This window comes from Paracoccus spongiarum, from assembly GCF_030732095.1.
GTDB classification, from domain to species: Bacteria; Pseudomonadota; Alphaproteobacteria; order Rhodobacterales; family Rhodobacteraceae; genus Paracoccus; species Paracoccus spongiarum.
In genome coordinates this window covers 1-15,221 of the sequence record NZ_JAVAMQ010000005.1, presented here as the reverse complement: position 1 = coordinate 15,221, position 15,221 = coordinate 1, and the positions used below count along the sequence as shown (strand labels likewise).

Here is a 15,221-nt window from a genome sequence, read left to right as displayed (position 1 = left end):
GAAGGCCAAGGGCCATCTTGCGGACGGCACCGGCCGGTGGCATGGACCGGGCATGGAACAGGATCAGGACACCGACAGGACCGGCGCCAGGGTCGCCCTTGTCACCGGCGCCTCGCGCGGGCTTGGCGCGGCGCTGGCCGAGGGGCTGGCGGCGCGGGGCTATCATGTGCTTGCGGTCGCCCGCACGGTTGGCGGGCTTGAAGAACTGGACGACCGGATCCGGTCGGCCGGCGGGACCGCCACGCTGGCGCCGATGGACGTGGCCGAGGCGCCGGCGATGCAGCAGATGGCCGAGGCGATCGCCGGGCGTTGGGGCGGGCTGGACCTGTGGGCGCATTGCGCGGTCCATGCGGCACCGCTGGCACCCGCGCCGCATATCGACGGCAAGGACTGGGCACGATCTCTGCTGGTCAATGTCGAGGCGCTGCGCGGCCTGATCGCGCTGTTCGAGCCGCTGCTGCGCCAGCGCAAGGGGATCGCGCTGTTCGCCGATGATCCGCGCGCGGGGCAGAAATTCTTCGGCGCCTACGGGGCCAGCAAGGCCGCGCAGATGGCGCTGCTGCGCAGCTGGCAGGCCGAAAGCGCCACCATCGGGCCGCGGGTGGTGATTGCCACGCCGGCGCCGATGCCAACCGCGGTGCGGGCGCGCTTTTTCCCCGGCGAGGATCGCACCCTGCTGTCGCCCTGCACGGTCGAGGCGGAACGGATCCTGTCGGCGCTGTAGCGGGGGCGCGCCTGGCGGCGCGCCCTTGCGTCCCGCGCGGTCCGGGGGGCCGCCTGCCCCCCGGACCCCCCGGTGCCGTGGCGCGGATGGCGGGGGCGGGCGACTAGTCAGGCCAGCGGCGCCGTTGCCCGTTCCAGCCAGCGGCCTGTGTCGCCGTCGAGATGGGGCGCCAGTGCCTGCCGCACCCGCGCATGATAGGCGTCCAGCCACTCGCCCTCGTCGCGCGACAGCGCCCCGCGATCCAGCGGGCGGGTGTCGATGGGGCAGAGGGTCAGCGTCTCGAATTCCAGCATCTGGCGGCCCTGATCGGCCTCGGGGCCAGCCTTGGCTGGGCCGACGGCGACGAGGTTCTCGATGCGGATGCCGAAGGCGCCCTCGCGGTAATAGCCCGGCTCGTTCGACAGGATCATCCCCGGCTGGAGCGCGAGGTCGCTGACCCGGCTGATCCGCATCGGGCCTTCATGGACGCACAGCGCGGCGCCGACGCCGTGGCCGGTGCCGTGGTCGTAGTCGCGGCCCTGATGCCACAGGAACTGCCGGGCCAGCGCGTCCAGATGGCTGCCCGCGACGCCCTTGGGAAAGCGCGCGCGGCTGATCGCGATCATGCCGCGCAGCACGGCGGTATAGGGCGCCACGGCCTCGGCGGGCGGATCGCCGAGGCAGACGGTGCGGGTGATGTCGGTGGTGCCGCAGCGATACTGCCCGCCCGAATCGATCAGCAGCATCTGGTTGCGCGCCAGCCGGCGGTTGCTGGCATGGGTGACGCGGTAATGAACGATCGCGCCGTTCGGCCCAGCGCCCATGATCGTGTCGAAGCTGATGTCGAGGATGCCGGCCTCGCGGCGCAGCGATTCCAGCCGGCGCACCACGTCGATCTCGGTCAGTCGGTCCGGGTCGGTCTCGTCCAGCCAGGCCAGCAGTCGCACCATCGCGATTCCGTCGCGGTGATGGGCGGCGCGCATCCCGGCCAGTTCGGCGGAGGTCTTGCGCGCCTTGGGCAGGATCGCGGGATCGGGCGCGCGGGCGATGGTCGTCTGCCGGGCTTCAAGCAGCCGGAACACGGCCTCGGGCGCGGTCGCGGGATCGACGCGCACCGGGCCTGTCAGGCCGCGCAGCGCGTCCGCAAGCGCGTCGGGCGGCAGGATCGAGACCTCGCCGCCCAGCCGGTCGCGAAGGGCGGCGTCGAACTTCGCGGCGTCGGCGAACAGCGTGAGGCGGCCGTCATCGGCAAGGATCGCGAAGCCCTGCACGACCGGATTGCGGGGCAGGTCGCTGCCCCGGATGTTCAGCAGCCACGAGATCGAATCGGGCAGGGTCAGCACGGCGGCCCGCTGTCCCGCGTCGCGCAGGCTCGCCGCGAGGCGGTGGCGCTTGTCGGCGGCGGTTTCGCCGGCCAGCGCCTCGTCATGCGCACGCGCCACGCCGACCGGAGCGGCGGGACGGTCGGGCCAGACCGCATCGACAGGGTTCTGTGCCAGCGCCACCAGCGCGATGCCGCTGTCCTCGAGGCCGGATCGCAGGGTCTCGACCTCCTGGCGGGTATGCAGCCAGGGATCGAAGCCCAGACGCCCGCCGCCGGGCAGGGCGCGGCGCAGCCATTCGGCGGGCCGGGTCTCGGGCCAGTCGACCGGCGTGAACCAGGCGGTGTCGAGCTGGCTTCGGACCTGCACCCGATAGCGGCCGTCGACGAAAACGCCGGCCTCGTCTGCGGTGACGATCGCGAACCCCGCGCTGCCGGTAAAGCCGGTCAGCCAGGCGAGGCGGGCATGCGCATCGGCCACATATTCGCCCTGATGGGGGTCGGCGCGCGGTACCAGCAGAGCCTCGACCGCGTCGGCGCGCATCCGGGCGCGCAGCGCCTGCAGCCGGGCCGCGTGGTCTCGGCCCCCGGCAGGGTCGTCGAACGTCTGAAAGCTCACAGCCGGATGGCCTTCATCACCTCGGGCTCGATCACGCGGACGCCGGGCAGGCCCTCGATCAGCGCCTCGGCCGATTGTTCAAGCAGGGGAAAGGTCCTGTAGTGGCAGGGGATCACGGTCTTGAAGTCGAAATAGCGCCGTGCCGCGAAGGCCGCGCGCCGCATGTCCATCGTGAAATGGCCGCCCGCGCAGAGGATGCCGATGTCGGGCTGGTGATATTCACCCATCCAGCCCATGTCGGCCATGATGTCGGTATCGCCCGAGACATAGATGACATGCCCCTCGCCGGCGATCATGTAGCCCGATTCATGGCCGGCATAGATCGGCCCGTCCGCCCCGTCGAGCGAACTGGAATGGCTGGCATTCACCATCGTCACCTGCGCGCCGCCCAGATCGACGGTGCCGCCCTTGTTGAAGCCGATCCCCTCGATGCCGTGATGCGTGGTCCAGCTGTTGACCAGATCATAGATGCCCGCGACCGGGATGCCCTTCTGGCGCGCGATGGCCAGCGTGTCGCCGGAATGATCGCCGTGACCGTGGGTCAGCAGCACATGGGTGGCGCCGTCAAGCGCCTCGTCGCGGCGCTCCTCGGGAAAGACCGGGTTTCCCGACAGCCAGGGGTCGATCAGGATCACCGCATTCTCGATTTCCAGCCGGAAGCCGGAATGTCCAAGCCAGGTCAGTTGCATCGCTGCCTCCATCTGCGTTGCGACCAAGCCTAGCCGCGCGCGGTTGCGCTGACCAGACGGCCCGTCGGGCGCGACTCAGGCGGGCGCGACTCAGGCGGGCGCGGCATCGTCGAGGCGCAGGCGCAGGCGTTCGCGCCCACCCCAGGTCGACAGTTCCAGCTTGCCCGCGAGGTGAAAGCGGCGGCCCCTGGCGCCGATCAGCGCGGGGCCAAGCGGGCCGTTCATCGCGCCCCACGCCACCGCCTCCAGCGCCGGGCCGCCGGGCGTGCGGAAGCCCAGTCGCAGATGGCTGTCGCCCATCGTCTGGGCGGCCTCGATCAGCTGGTTGGCGAAGGCAAAGCGCGGCGCCGGCGCGGCCTGCCCGAAGGGGCCGGCATCCTCAAGCTGGCGAACCATCTGCGGGGTCGCGCCCGCCCCCTCGAGCAGGCCCGAGATGCGCAGGGCGCGCCCGCCGCCGCGGCGGGCAAGATCCGGGGCGATCAGTTCGGACAATCGCGCCATCGCGGCCCCGATGCGGTCCTCGGCGACGGTCAGCCCGGCCGCCATCTCGTGGCCGCCGCCCCGAATCAGCAGCCCCTCGCGCGCAAGCCGCTGGATCGCCCGGCCCAGATCGACACCCGGAACCGAACGGGCCGAGCCCTTGCCGATGCCGGCCTCGATGCCGATGACGACCGAAGGCAGGTCGGTCGCCTCCTTCAGGCGCGCCGCGACGATGCCGACGACGCCGGGGTGCCAGCCCGCGCCCGCCGCCCAGGACAGGCGGGCGTCGCCGCGCGCCTCGACCTGGGTCAGCGCCTCGTCGCGCACCGCGGCCTCGATGGCGCGGCGGTCGCGGTTCAGGCCGTCCAGCTCGGCCGCGAGCCGGGCGGCGTCGGCGGGCGCGCGGCTGGCGAGGCACAGGGCCCCCAGATCCGCGCGCCCGACGCGGCCACCCGCGTTGATCCGCGGGCCCAGCAGGTAGCCCAGGTGAAACGCGCTTGGCGCCCCGTCCAGCCGGGACACGTCGGACAGCGCCACCAGCCCGGGCCGCCGGCGCCGAGCCATGACCGCCAGCCCCTGCCGCACGAAGGCGCGGTTGACGCCCACCAGGGGCGCGACATCGGCCACCGTGGCCAGCGCCACCAGATCCAGCATCGCCATCAGGTCGGGTTCGGGCCGGCCCAGCCCGCGCAGCACCCGGCCCGCCTGCACCAGGGTCAGGAACACCACCCCGGCCGCGCAGAGATGGCCAAGAGCGCCATCCTCGTCGGCGCGGTTCGGGTTGACGACGGCCAGCGCGGGGGGCAGCGTCTCGCCGCCCAGATGGTGATCCAGCACCACCACATCCGCGCCCGTCGCGGCCGCCAGCGCCTCGTGGCCCAGCGTGCCGCAATCGACGCAGACGATGAGGTCGTGACCTGCGGCCAGACCGGCCATCGCGGTCGGGTTCGGACCATAGCCCTCGTCGATGCGGTCGGGGACATACAGCGTCGCATCGCGCCCCTGTCCGCGCAGCCAGTCCAGCAGCAGCGCCGCCGAGGCGCCGCCATCGACATCGTAGTCGGCGAAGATCGCCACCCGGTCCGCCTGCGTCACCGCCGCCACAAGGCGCGTCGCGGCGGCCCCCATGTCGCGCAGCACCAGCGGATCAGGCAGCAGGTCGCGCAGTCGCGGGGTCAGGAAACCCTCGGCCTCGGACGCCTCGATGCCGCGTTCGGCCAGCACCCGCGCGACGGGCAGGGGCAGGCCGGCCCGCTGGGCAAGGCCCTCGGCCCGGCGTTCCAGATCGGGATCGGGGCCGACCCAGCGCTGCCCGGTCAGCGACTGCTCGATGCCCAGAAACGCCGCCATGCCCTGCCTTTCGTCATGCGTTCCGGCCCGCCGGCCAGCCGGCCTAGCGGATCGGGTTGCGATAGATCATCCGGCGCACCGACCCGGTCTTCGAGCGCATCAGGATCGTCTCGGTCGTCAGGTAGCCCGGCTCGCGCTTGACCCCCTCGACGATCGAGCCGTTGGTGACGCCCGTCGCGGCGAAGATGACATCGGCCGTGACCAGATCGTCGCGCGCATAGATGCGGTCCAGATCGGTGATCCCGGCCTTGCGGGCGCGGCCCTTCTCGTCGTCGTTGCGAAACAGCAGCCGGCCCCACATCTGGCCGCCCATGCATTTCAGCGCCGCCGCCGCCAGCACGCCTTCGGGCGCGCCGCCGCTGCCCATGTACATGTCGATGCCGGTCAGCGCGGCCTCGGCGCAGTGGATCACGCCGGCGACGTCGCCATCGGTGATCAGCCGGATCGCCGCGCCGGTCTTGCGGACCTCGGCGATCATGTCCTCGTGGCGCGGGCGTTCGAGGATGCAGACGGTGATGTCGCTGTCCTTGCAGCCCCGCGCGCGGGCCAGCGCGCTGACCCGTTCGGCCGGGCTCATGTCGAGGCTGACCACGTCGGTCGCATAGCCCGGCCCGATCGCCAGCTTGTCCATGTAGACATCGGGCGCGTGCAGCAGGGTGCCGCGCGGCGCCATGGCGATCACGGTCAGCGCGTTCGGCATGTCCTTGGCGGTCAGCGTGGTGCCTTCGAGAGGGTCAAGCGCGATGTCCACCTCGGGGCCGTTGCCGGTGCCGACCTGCTCGCCGATATACAGCATCGGCGCCTCGTCGCGCTCGCCCTCGCCGATGACGACGACGCCCTTGATGTCCAGCATGTTCAGCTGGTCGCGCATGGCGTTGACCGCGGCCTGGTCGGCCGCCTTCTCGTCGCCGCGACCGATCAGCAGGGCCGAGGCATGGGCGGCCGCCTCGCTGACGCGAGCCAGCCCGAGCGACAACATCCGATCGTTGAAATCCCTGGTCGCGGTCATGGCCTCATCCCTCGTTACCATAGCATCGCCCGGCTTCTACGCGCGGCCCGGCGGGGCGGCAAGCCTGACGGCGCTAACGGGTCAGTTTTCCGCAAGTTCCAGCGCCAGCGCGTGAATCCTGGGCATGATGTCGCCCAGCCGGTCATGGACCAGGCGATGCCGCTGAAGCCGGCTCAGCCCGCCGAAGGCCGGGCTGGCCATGCGGACCCGGAAATGGCTTTCGCCGCCCTCGCGAAAGCCGGCATGGCCGCGATGCCCCTCGCTTTCGTCGATCACCTCAAGCCGGCTTGGCGCCAGCGTCGCAAGCCGGCTGCGCATCTCGTCCGCGATCATCCGCTTCTCCTTCGTCAAGACCTTTCATGTCGCCCGAAATAGCCTAAACTGCTGCCTCCGAGTCGCAAAGGTGCCCCAGGATGAGCAGTAACGACCCGTTCGGCTTCGACATCTCGGCCGCCAAGGACAAGAAGCGGCGGTCCAAGGGCCGGCGCGGCATGTCCGGGGCCTTCGAAACCTCGACCCGGACCTGCGACCGCCAGGGTTGCGACGCACCGGGGCAGTATCGCGCGCCGAAGAACCCGCGCAACCTCGACGACTATTTCTGGTTCTGCAAGGATCACGTCCGCGAATACAACGCCAACTGGAACTACTTCCAGGGCCAGAGCGAGGAGGAATTCCAGCAGTTCCTGGACAATGCGACGGTCTGGGAACGGCCGACCAAGCCCTTCGGGCGGGCCGCGCAGGAACAGGCCTGGGCGCGGCACGGGATCAGCGATCCGCTGGAGATCCTCGGCGCGAACGGAACCGCGCCCGAGGCGCGGGCGCGGGCCAGCCGCAAGCTGCCGCCGACCGAACGCAAGGCGCTGGAAATCCTCGAGGCGAAGGACAGCTGGACCCGGACCGAGATCCGCAAGCAGTACAAGTCGCTGGTCAAGGACCTGCACCCCGACATGAATGGCGGCGACCGGTCTGACGAGGATCGGCTGGCCGAGGTGGTCTGGGCCTGGGACCAGGTCAAGGAAAGCCGCTTCTTCCGCGACTAGGGCGCTGATCCCTCAGGCCCGGCGCTGCGCTTCGTGAAATAGGCCGGCATTTCGCTGGTCAGCTGCGGGCCCAGCAGGATCGACTGCGACAGGTGCCTGCGCATCTGCGCGCCGGCCGCGTCGGGCAGGCGGTCCGCGATCGCCGCGGCGATGGCGCGGTGGTCGGTCAGGATCTGGCGCGCCTTTTCCTGCTGCATCAGGTGCAGGGCGCGCAGCCGGTCGATATGCACGCTTTCGCGGCGGATCACCTGATGGACGGCCTGCAGCCGCGCATGGCGGAACAGCGCCTCGTGGAAGGCCAGATCAAGCCGGGCAAAGCCCTTCATGTTGCCCGACTGCGCCTCGTCCTGCTGCGCGGCGATCAGGTGCTGCAACTCCTCGCCAAGGCCGGCGGGCGGGTCCTGGGCCAGCCGCATCGCCACCTCGGCCTCGACCGCGCTGCGCAGGACGTGGATCTGCCGTGCCTGGTCCAGATCGATCAGGCTGACCAGTGTGCGCGACTGCGGCTGGATGTCGACGAGGCCCTCGTCCTGCAGGCGCAGCAGCGCATCGCGCAGCGGGGTCGAACTGATCCCATACCGCGCGCTGAGATCGGCGCGCGACAGGGCCATGCCCGGCGGCATCTCCAGCGACAGGATGCGTGCGCGAAGATCCTCGAACAGGTCGTGACCGGCGGGATGGGTCAGCATGGGCGCCCCCGTCAGGATGATCTAGCCTGTCTGGTCCATAGTCGCCCGGTGCGCAAGCTCCGCGCCCTCCGGGGGGTCGGCGTCGAACAGGTCGGGATGGCTGTGCAGGCTGCGTTCGAGAAAGCTCAGCGAGCCGGCGACATGGGCGCGCATCAGGGCCTCGGCCTCGGGTGCGGCGCCACGCCGGACGGCCTCGAGGATCTCGACATGCTGGACCAGCGGCACCTGCACGCTGCCGCGCATGTTGCCCTGGATAAAGCGGATGCGATCAAGATGCCCCTTCTTGGCATGGATGACGGCCCATAGCTCGCCAAGCCCGGCGGCGGTGAACAGCGCCTCGTGAAAGCGGTCGTCCAGCAGCAGGAACCCCGCCTGGTCGTTGCGCGCGGCCAGGATCTTCTGCTGGGTCAGGATGTCGGCGGCCTCGGTCAGGTCGGCACCGGGCTGCCCGGTCAGCCGCCGGATCACCGGCACTTCCAGGCTCTCGCGCAGGAAATGCGCCTGCCGCACGGCGCGCGGCGAGATGCCGGCCACGAAGGTGCCGTGCTGCGGCGCGATGGTCACCAGCCCGTGTTCGGCCAGCCGCAGGATCGCCTCGCGCAGCGGCGTGCGGCTGGTGTCGAACCGCGCGCACAGGTCTTTCTCGGGCAGCGCCTGCCGGGGCCGAAGCTCCAGCGTGACGATCATCTGGCGCAGCGCGTCGTGGATCATGTCCGCGCGGGATCGTTTGCGGCGTGCTGGCTGCATGGCTGTCCTCCTCGCCGGGCCACTGGACATGGCCGCGTCCCGTTCCTTGCCGCGAACCCTGCAGCGCATCAAGGCTGTTGCGTCGCGTTAAGAAATATATTAGTGCATCAAGCGAGGAAAGCCAAACCCGAACTGGCTCTGGAGGAGAGACCGCATGAAACTGTCCCTGATCGCCGTGATGGCCGCCGCGACGACCCTTGTGCCGCTGTCGGCCCTGGCCGAGACCGACTGGCCCCAGCGGACCATCAATGTCATCATCGGTGCCAGCCCCGGCGGCGACACCGACTTCAATGCCCGCACCATGGCGCGCTATTTCGAGCAGATCACCGGCACCGGCATGGTCGTCACCAACATGCCCGGCGGCGGCGCGACCATCGCGACCTCGGCCGTGCGCGACGCCGAGCCTGACGGATACACCATGCTGTTCGGCCATACCGGCCACCTGATCGTCACCGAGGTCTCGGGCCTGGCCGATTACGGCATCGACGATTTCGAGATCTGCTGCGTGCCGGCGATCGATCAAGGCGCGGTCTTCGTCGCCAGCAAGGATTCGGGCCTGGCGACGCCTGCCGATGTGAAGGCGGCCGAACCCGGCAGCGTGACCTTCGGCACCGAATTCGGCGGCTACTCGCATCTTCAGGGCCTGATCTTCCAGCAGGCGACCGGCGCCGAGATGACCATCGTGGACACCGGATCGGCCTCGGAAAAGATCGCCTCGCTGCTGGGCGGGCGGATCGACGTGGCCGGCATCGCCTATGGCGCGGTGCAGGACTATGTCTCCAATGGCCAGATGGTCGTGCTGGGCCAGCCCAACGAGGAACGCAACCCGCTGCTCGGAGACATCCCGACCTTCAGGGAACAGGATGTCGATTTCGTCATGAACAACCCCTACATCATTGCCTTCCCCAAGGGCACCGATCCCGAGATCGTCGCGAAGATGGAATCGGTGATGAAAGAGATCACCGAACTGCCGGAATACGCGAAGGATCTGGAAGAGGGCTTCAAGCAGCCTGTCAGCTTCCTGCCGAAGGACGAGGCGATGACCCGGCTGAACGCGATCCGGGACGCCTACATGCCCTATCGCGAGGCGCTTCAGGCCGCCCGCTGAGCCAAGCCTGCCGGCGCGCGCCATCGCCGCGCCGGCACCCAGCCATATTGCAAGGGAGGGCTGCGCGATGCGGCTCAAGGACGTGATCGTGGGGGCGGCCATGACGGCGGCCGGCGCGGCCTATCTGCGCATGGCGCAGCTGCTGCCCGAAAAGGACGGCGTGGACGCGGCCACCGTGCCGACCTTCCTGGCCTGGCTGATGATCCTGCTGGGCCTGATCGAGCTGGCGGGCGCGCTGCGCCGCGCGCCGGACGATGCCGCCCGCGCGCCCACCGGCGGCGTGCTGACCGTGGCGCTGACGCTGGCGCTGATCGCAGGCTACGTCGCCGCGCTGCGCCCGCTGGGCTTTCCCATCGCCACCGCGCTTTACCTGTTCGTGCAGTTCCTGGTCCTGACACCACGCAGCATCCGCCCGCCGGTGCCGCTGTATGCCGGGCTGGCCGTCGCCGCCGCCGCCGTCATCTTCGCGACCTTCCGCTATGGCTTCGACCTGCTGCTGCCGTCCGGGCCGCTGGTCGCCTGGCTGAACTGAGGACCGTATCATGTTCGACCTACTCCTGCAGGGCTTCGCGGCGGTGCTGTCGCCGCAGATCCTCGTGCTGATGATCGCCGGCGTGGCCGTCGGCATCGTTTTTGGCGCCGTGCCCGGCCTGACCGCCGTCATGGCCATCGCGCTGTGCCTGCCGATGACCTATGGCCTCGGCCCTGCCGCCGGTATCAGCCTGCTGATCGCGCTGTTCGTGGGCGCCACCTCGGGCGGGCTGATCTCGGCGATCCTGCTGAAGATCCCCGGCACGCCCTCGTCCATCGCCACCACCTTCGACGGCGGCCCGATGATGGAGAAGGGCGAGGGGGCCAAGGCGCTTGGCGTCGGCATCGTGTTTTCCTTCATCGGCACCATCGCCTCGATCGCCGCGCTGGCCTTCATCGCGCCCTCGCTGGCCCAGGTGGCGCTGTCCTTCGGCCCGCATGAATATTTCGCCATCGCCGTCTTTTCGCTGACGCTGATCGCGACGCTGTCCTCGGGGTCGATGGCCAAGGGCATCTTCGCCGGCGTGCTGGGCTTTGCGGTCTCGACCGTGGGCATCGCGCCGGTCGATGCGACCACCCGGTTCACGCTGGGCCAGGTCGAACTGAATGCAGGCTTTTCCATCCTGACCGTTCTGGTCGGCATGTTCGCCGTGGCCGAGATCATCAAGGTCGCCGAAACCGCCCGCAGCGTCGCGCCGGGCGAGGGGGTGGCGCCCATCGTCACGATCAAGGGCTTCGGCTTCTCGATGGCCGAGTTCCTCGGCCAGATCCCCAATGCCATCCGCTCCTCGCTGATCGGCATCGGCATCGGCATCCTGCCCGGCATCGGTGCCGGCACCTCGAACATCATCGCCTATATCGCCGCCAAGAAGCGCTCGAAGACGCCCGAGGAGTTCGGCAAGGGCACGATCGAGGGCGTCGTCGCCAGCGAGACCGCCAACAATGCCGGCATCGGCAGCGCCATGATCCCGCTGCTGACGCTGGGGATCCCGGGCGACGCGGTCACCGCCATCATGCTGGGCGGGCTGATGATCCACGGCATCCAGCCCGGCCCGATGCTGTTCCTGACCCAGGCGCCGCTGGTCTACACCATCTTCGCGGCGCTGATCGTCTCGGCCTGCCTGATGCTGGTGCTGGAGTTCTGGGGCCTGCGCATCTTCATCCGCCTGCTGGCGATCCCCAAGCACATCCTGCTGCCGGTGATCCTGGTGCTGTGCGCGGTGGGCGCCTTCGGGCTGGCCAGTCGGGTGTTCGACATCTGGACGATCCTGGCCTTCGGGGTGCTGGGCTTTGCCTTCGTCAAGGCGGGCATCCCGACCGCGCCCTTCATCATCGGCTTCATCCTCGGCCCGATGGCCGAGACCAGCTTCCGCCGCGGCCTGCAACTGTCGCGCGGGGATGTCACCGGCTTTCTGACAAACCCCATTTCCGGCGTGTTCCTGGCGCTGGCGGTGCTGTCGATCGCCTGGCAGCTTTACGGCGAATACCGTGTGTCGCGACTGCCCGCCTCGGCCAACCCCCTGAAACTCGGCGGTGAGGAATGACCGCCCCCGACATGCCCAAGCGGGCCGGAGACCACATGACCACGAAAACCCCTGCACAGCTTCGATCTGCCCGCTGGTTCGCGCCCGACGACCTGCGCAGCTTCGGCCACCGGTCGCGGATGATGCAGCTGGGCTATTCCGAGGCCGATTTCATGGGCCGTCCGATCATCGGCATCCTGAACACCTGGTCCGAACTGAACAGCTGTCACAGCCATTTCCGCGAACGCGCCGCGGATGTGAAGCGCGGCGTGCTGCAAGCCGGCGGGCTGCCGGTCGAACTGCCCTCGCTGTCGGTGGACGAAAGCTTCACCAAGCCGACCTCGATGCTGTATCGCAACCTGCTGGCCATCGAGACCGAGGAACAGATCCGCGCCCATCCCCTGGACGGGGTGGTGCTGATGGGCGGCTGCGACAAGACCACGCCGGGGCTGGTGATGGGCGCGCTGACGGCGGGCGTGCCGATGATCTACCTGCCCGCCGGCCCGATGCTGGCCGGCAATTATGCCGGGCAGCGGCTGGGTTCGGGCTCGGATGCGTGGAAATACTGGGACGAGCGCCGCGCGGGCAATATCGACGCGCAGCAATGGCAGGGGTTGCAGGGCGGCATCGCGCGATCGGCCGGGGTCTGCATGACCATGGGCACGGCCAGCACCATGACCGCGATCACCGACGCGATGGGGCTGACCCTGCCCGGCGCCTCGTCCGTTCCGGCGGTGGACAGCGGCCATCAGCGCATGGCCGCCGATTGCGGCCGCCGCATCGTCGGGATGGTCTGGGAAGACCTGACCCCCGACCGGATCTTGACCGGGGCCGCCGTGCGCAACGCCGCCATCGTCGCCATGGCCACGGGGTGTTCCACCAATGCCGTCGTCCACCTCATCGCCATGGCGCGGCGCGCCGGCGTCGATCTGACGCTGGATGATCTGGACGCTCTGGGCCGGGTGACGCCGCTGATCGCCAATGTCCGCCCCTCGGGCAAGGACTACCTGATGGAGGATTTCTTCTACGCGGGCGGCCTTCGCGCGCTGATGAAGCAGATCGAGGACCGGCTGGACCTGTCCTGCCTGACCGTCACCGGCAAGACCATGGGCGAGAACCTGGAAGGTGCGGTCGTCCACAATGACGACGTGATCAGGCCCTTGTCGAACCCGGTCTATCACGAAGGCTCGCTGGCGGTGCTGCGCGGCAATCTGTGCCCCGATGGCGCGGTCATCAAGCCCGCCGCCTGCGATCCGAAATACCATGTCCACCAGGGCCCCGCGCTGGTCTTCGACAGCTATCCCGAGATGAAGGCCGCGGTCGATGACGACAACCTGGATGTCACGCCCGATACGGTGATGGTGCTGCGCAATGCCGGTCCCCTCGGCGGGCCGGGCTTCCCGGAATGGGGCATGCTGCCCATCCCGAAGGCGCTGATCAGACAGGGCCATCGCGACATGCTGCGGATCTCCGACGCGCGGATGTCCGGCACATCCTACGGCGCCTGCGTGCTGCATGTTGCGCCCGAATCCCATGTCGGCGGGCCGCTGGCGCTGCTGAGGACGGGCGACATCGTGCGGCTGGACCTGCCGGCCCGGCGGCTGGACATGCTGGTGGACGAGGCCGAGCTTGAGGCCCGCCGCGCCGCCTGGGTGGTGCCCAAGCCGCGCTTTGATCGCGGCTATGGCTGGATGTTCTCGCAGCATGTCACGCAGGCCGACAAGGGCTGCGATTTCAACTTCCTCGAACGCGGCTTCGGCCCTGCGGCGGGCGAACCGGAGATCTTCTGATGCTGACACTGGACCAGGCCCTGACGGGCATTTCGGGCATCCTGGTGACGCCCTACGACGCGGCCGGCGAGGTTGCCCCCGCAAGGCTGGCGCCGATCCTCGACCGCGCGCTGGCGGCGGGGCTGCACATGCCGGTCGTGAACGGCAATACCGGCGAATTCTACGCCCTGACCACCGACGAGGCCTGCCTGATGGTCCGCGAGGTCGCGGCGCTGATCGCCGGTCGCGCGCCGCTGCTGGCGGGGGTGGGCCGGGCGCTGCCCGATGCGCTGCGGCTGGCCCGCGCCTCGGCCGATGCCGGGGCTGCGGCGCTGATGGTCCACCAGCCGCCCGATCCCTTCGTCGCCCCGCGCGGCGTCGTGGATTACCTGCATGCCGTCGCGGATGCCTCGGGCGGGCTGCCGATGATGATCTATCTGCGCAACGACGCCATCGGCACGAAGGCCATCGCGGATCTTTGTGCCGTGCCGGGGGTGCGCGGCGTCAAGTGGGCGACGCCCAATCCGCAACGGCTGGCCGAGGCCCGCGCCGCCTGCGATCCGGCGATCGTCTGGGTGGGCGGCCTGGCCGAGGTCTGGGCGCCGACCTTCTACGCGGTCGGCGCGCGCGGCTTTACCTCGGGTCTGATCAACATCTGGCCCGGACATTCCGTGGCGATCCATGCCGCGCTGGAGGCGGGCGATTATCACCGGGCGAATGCGCTGATCGAGAAGATGCGCGTGTTCGAGGACATCCGTGCGCAGGAAATGAACGGCACCAATGTCACCGGCGTCAAGGCGGCGCTGATCGCGCAGGGCCTGGATTGCGGCCCGACACGACCGCCCTCGGCCTGGCCGCTGACCCCGCCGCAACAAGCCGACCTCGACCACTTCATGACCGAAAACGGCCTCATCTAGGGAAAACACGATGCCCGATTACATCCTGTCCGATGCCACCCGCGAGAAGCTGCGCAAGGTCTCGACTGCGTCCGTGGCGACGGCGCTTTACAAGCGCGGCCTGCGCAACCAGTTCGTCCAGGGCGTCGTGCCCGTCGGCCACAAGCCCGTGACCATGGTCGGCCAGGCCTTCACCCTGCGCTACATCCCGGCGCGCGAGGACCGCAACCCGCTGACCGTGTTCCGCAACCGCGACCACAAGCAGCGCGTGGCGGTCGAGACCTGCCCGGCCGGGCATGTGCTGGTCATGGACGCCCGCAAGGATGCCCGCGCGGCGACGGCGGGGTCGATCCTGATCACCCGCCTGGCGGTGCGCGGCGCGGCGGGCGTCGTGTCGGACGGTGGCGTGCGCGACGCGGCGGGAATCGCCGCGCTGGACATGCCGGCCTATTTCGCCCGGCCATCCGCGCCCACGAACCTGACGCTGCACGAGGCGATCGAGATCAACGTGCCGATCTCCTGCGGCGATGCGCCGGTCTTTCCGGGCGACGTGATGCTGGGTGACGGCGACGGCGTGATGGTCATTCCCGCGCATCTGGCCGACGAGATCGCCGAGGAATGCACCGGCATGGAATCCTACGAGGATTTCGTGCTGGAGCAGGTGAGTGCCGGGGCTGGCATCATCGGCCTCTATCCGGCGACGGACGAGGCGAACCTGACGAAATACGCCGCATGGCGCGAACGGAC

General features: G+C 69.6%; 15 protein-coding genes. 8 read left to right on the top strand and 7 right to left on the bottom strand.

The window, feature by feature from the left end; all coding sequences use genetic code 11:
* The first annotated feature begins 52 nt into the window (after positions 1-52).
* Positions 53-724, top strand: a complete 672-nt coding sequence (locus Q5Y72_RS06950; protein ID WP_305962679.1) for an SDR family NAD(P)-dependent oxidoreductase — start codon at positions 53-55, stop codon at positions 722-724.
* Positions 725-831: 107 nt separating this feature from the next.
* On the opposite strand, the gene Q5Y72_RS06945 is transcribed toward Q5Y72_RS06950, so the two are convergent.
* The 5 genes from Q5Y72_RS06945 to Q5Y72_RS06925 form a co-directional block, all read right to left on the bottom strand.
* Entirely contained in the window at positions 832-2,643 is a 1,812-nt protein-coding gene (locus Q5Y72_RS06945; protein ID WP_305962678.1) for an aminopeptidase P family protein, read from the bottom strand.
* Positions 2,640-3,332: a metal-dependent hydrolase gene (locus tag Q5Y72_RS06940; RefSeq protein WP_305962677.1), complete on the bottom strand. Its 693-nt coding sequence runs from the start codon at positions 3,330-3,332 to the stop codon at positions 2,640-2,642. The genes Q5Y72_RS06945 and Q5Y72_RS06940 overlap by 4 nt, the downstream gene beginning before the upstream one ends.
* 90 nt (positions 3,333-3,422) lie before the next feature.
* Complete coding sequence (recJ, locus tag Q5Y72_RS06935; protein ID WP_305962676.1) at positions 3,423-5,162, bottom strand: single-stranded-DNA-specific exonuclease RecJ; 1,740 nt, start codon at positions 5,160-5,162, stop codon at positions 3,423-3,425.
* Between the two features lie 43 nt (positions 5,163-5,205).
* Positions 5,206-6,171 carry a class II fructose-bisphosphatase gene (gene glpX, locus Q5Y72_RS06930; RefSeq protein WP_305962675.1) on the bottom strand — a complete coding sequence of 322 codons (966 nt, stop codon included), beginning with the start codon at positions 6,169-6,171 and terminating at the stop codon, positions 5,206-5,208.
* Positions 6,172-6,252: 81 nt separating this feature from the next.
* Positions 6,253-6,504, bottom strand: coding sequence for a BolA family protein (locus Q5Y72_RS06925; RefSeq protein ID WP_305962674.1), 252 nt, complete (start codon positions 6,502-6,504; stop codon positions 6,253-6,255).
* A gap of 80 nt (positions 6,505-6,584) precedes the next feature.
* On the opposite strand from Q5Y72_RS06925, the gene Q5Y72_RS06920 reads away from it, so the two are divergent.
* Positions 6,585-7,211 carry a J domain-containing protein gene (locus tag Q5Y72_RS06920; protein ID WP_305962673.1) on the top strand — a complete coding sequence of 209 codons (627 nt, stop codon included), beginning with the start codon at positions 6,585-6,587 and terminating at the stop codon, positions 7,209-7,211.
* Here the strand turns inward: Q5Y72_RS06920 and Q5Y72_RS06915 are convergent.
* Both Q5Y72_RS06915 and Q5Y72_RS06910 read right to left on the bottom strand, forming a co-directional pair.
* A complete protein-coding gene (locus Q5Y72_RS06915; protein WP_305962672.1) occupies positions 7,208-7,900 on the bottom strand; it encodes a GntR family transcriptional regulator in 693 nt (230 codons plus the stop codon). The genes Q5Y72_RS06920 and Q5Y72_RS06915 overlap by 4 nt on opposite strands.
* A gap of 21 nt (positions 7,901-7,921) precedes the next feature.
* Entirely contained in the window at positions 7,922-8,647 is a 726-nt protein-coding gene (locus Q5Y72_RS06910; RefSeq protein ID WP_305962671.1) for a GntR family transcriptional regulator, read from the bottom strand.
* Positions 8,648-8,801: 154 nt separating this feature from the next.
* Between Q5Y72_RS06910 and Q5Y72_RS06905 the strand changes: the two genes are divergently transcribed.
* The 6 genes from Q5Y72_RS06905 to Q5Y72_RS06880 all read left to right on the top strand — a co-directional run.
* On the top strand, positions 8,802-9,755 hold the full coding sequence (locus tag Q5Y72_RS06905) for a tripartite tricarboxylate transporter substrate binding protein (RefSeq protein WP_305962670.1): 954 nt from the start codon (positions 8,802-8,804) through the stop codon (positions 9,753-9,755).
* Positions 9,756-9,822: 67 nt separating this feature from the next.
* On the top strand, positions 9,823-10,287 hold the full coding sequence (locus Q5Y72_RS06900; protein WP_305962669.1) for a tripartite tricarboxylate transporter TctB family protein: 465 nt from the start codon (positions 9,823-9,825) through the stop codon (positions 10,285-10,287).
* Positions 10,288-10,297: 10 nt separating this feature from the next.
* The gene (locus tag Q5Y72_RS06895) at positions 10,298-11,830 is read left to right on the top strand and encodes a tripartite tricarboxylate transporter permease (protein WP_305962668.1); all 1,533 of its coding nucleotides are present in this window, start codon (positions 10,298-10,300) and stop codon (positions 11,828-11,830) included.
* 35 nt (positions 11,831-11,865) lie between these two features.
* Entirely contained in the window at positions 11,866-13,599 is a 1,734-nt protein-coding gene (gene araD, locus Q5Y72_RS06890; protein ID WP_305962667.1) for an L-arabinonate dehydratase, read from the top strand.
* Positions 13,599-14,495: a dihydrodipicolinate synthase family protein gene (locus Q5Y72_RS06885; RefSeq protein WP_305962666.1), complete on the top strand. Its 897-nt coding sequence runs from the start codon at positions 13,599-13,601 to the stop codon at positions 14,493-14,495. Before araD ends, Q5Y72_RS06885 begins: the two co-directional genes overlap by 1 nt.
* A gap of 10 nt (positions 14,496-14,505) precedes the next feature.
* A partial coding sequence (locus tag Q5Y72_RS06880) for a ribonuclease activity regulator RraA (RefSeq protein WP_305962665.1) occupies positions 14,506-15,221 on the top strand: 716 nt, incomplete at its 3' end.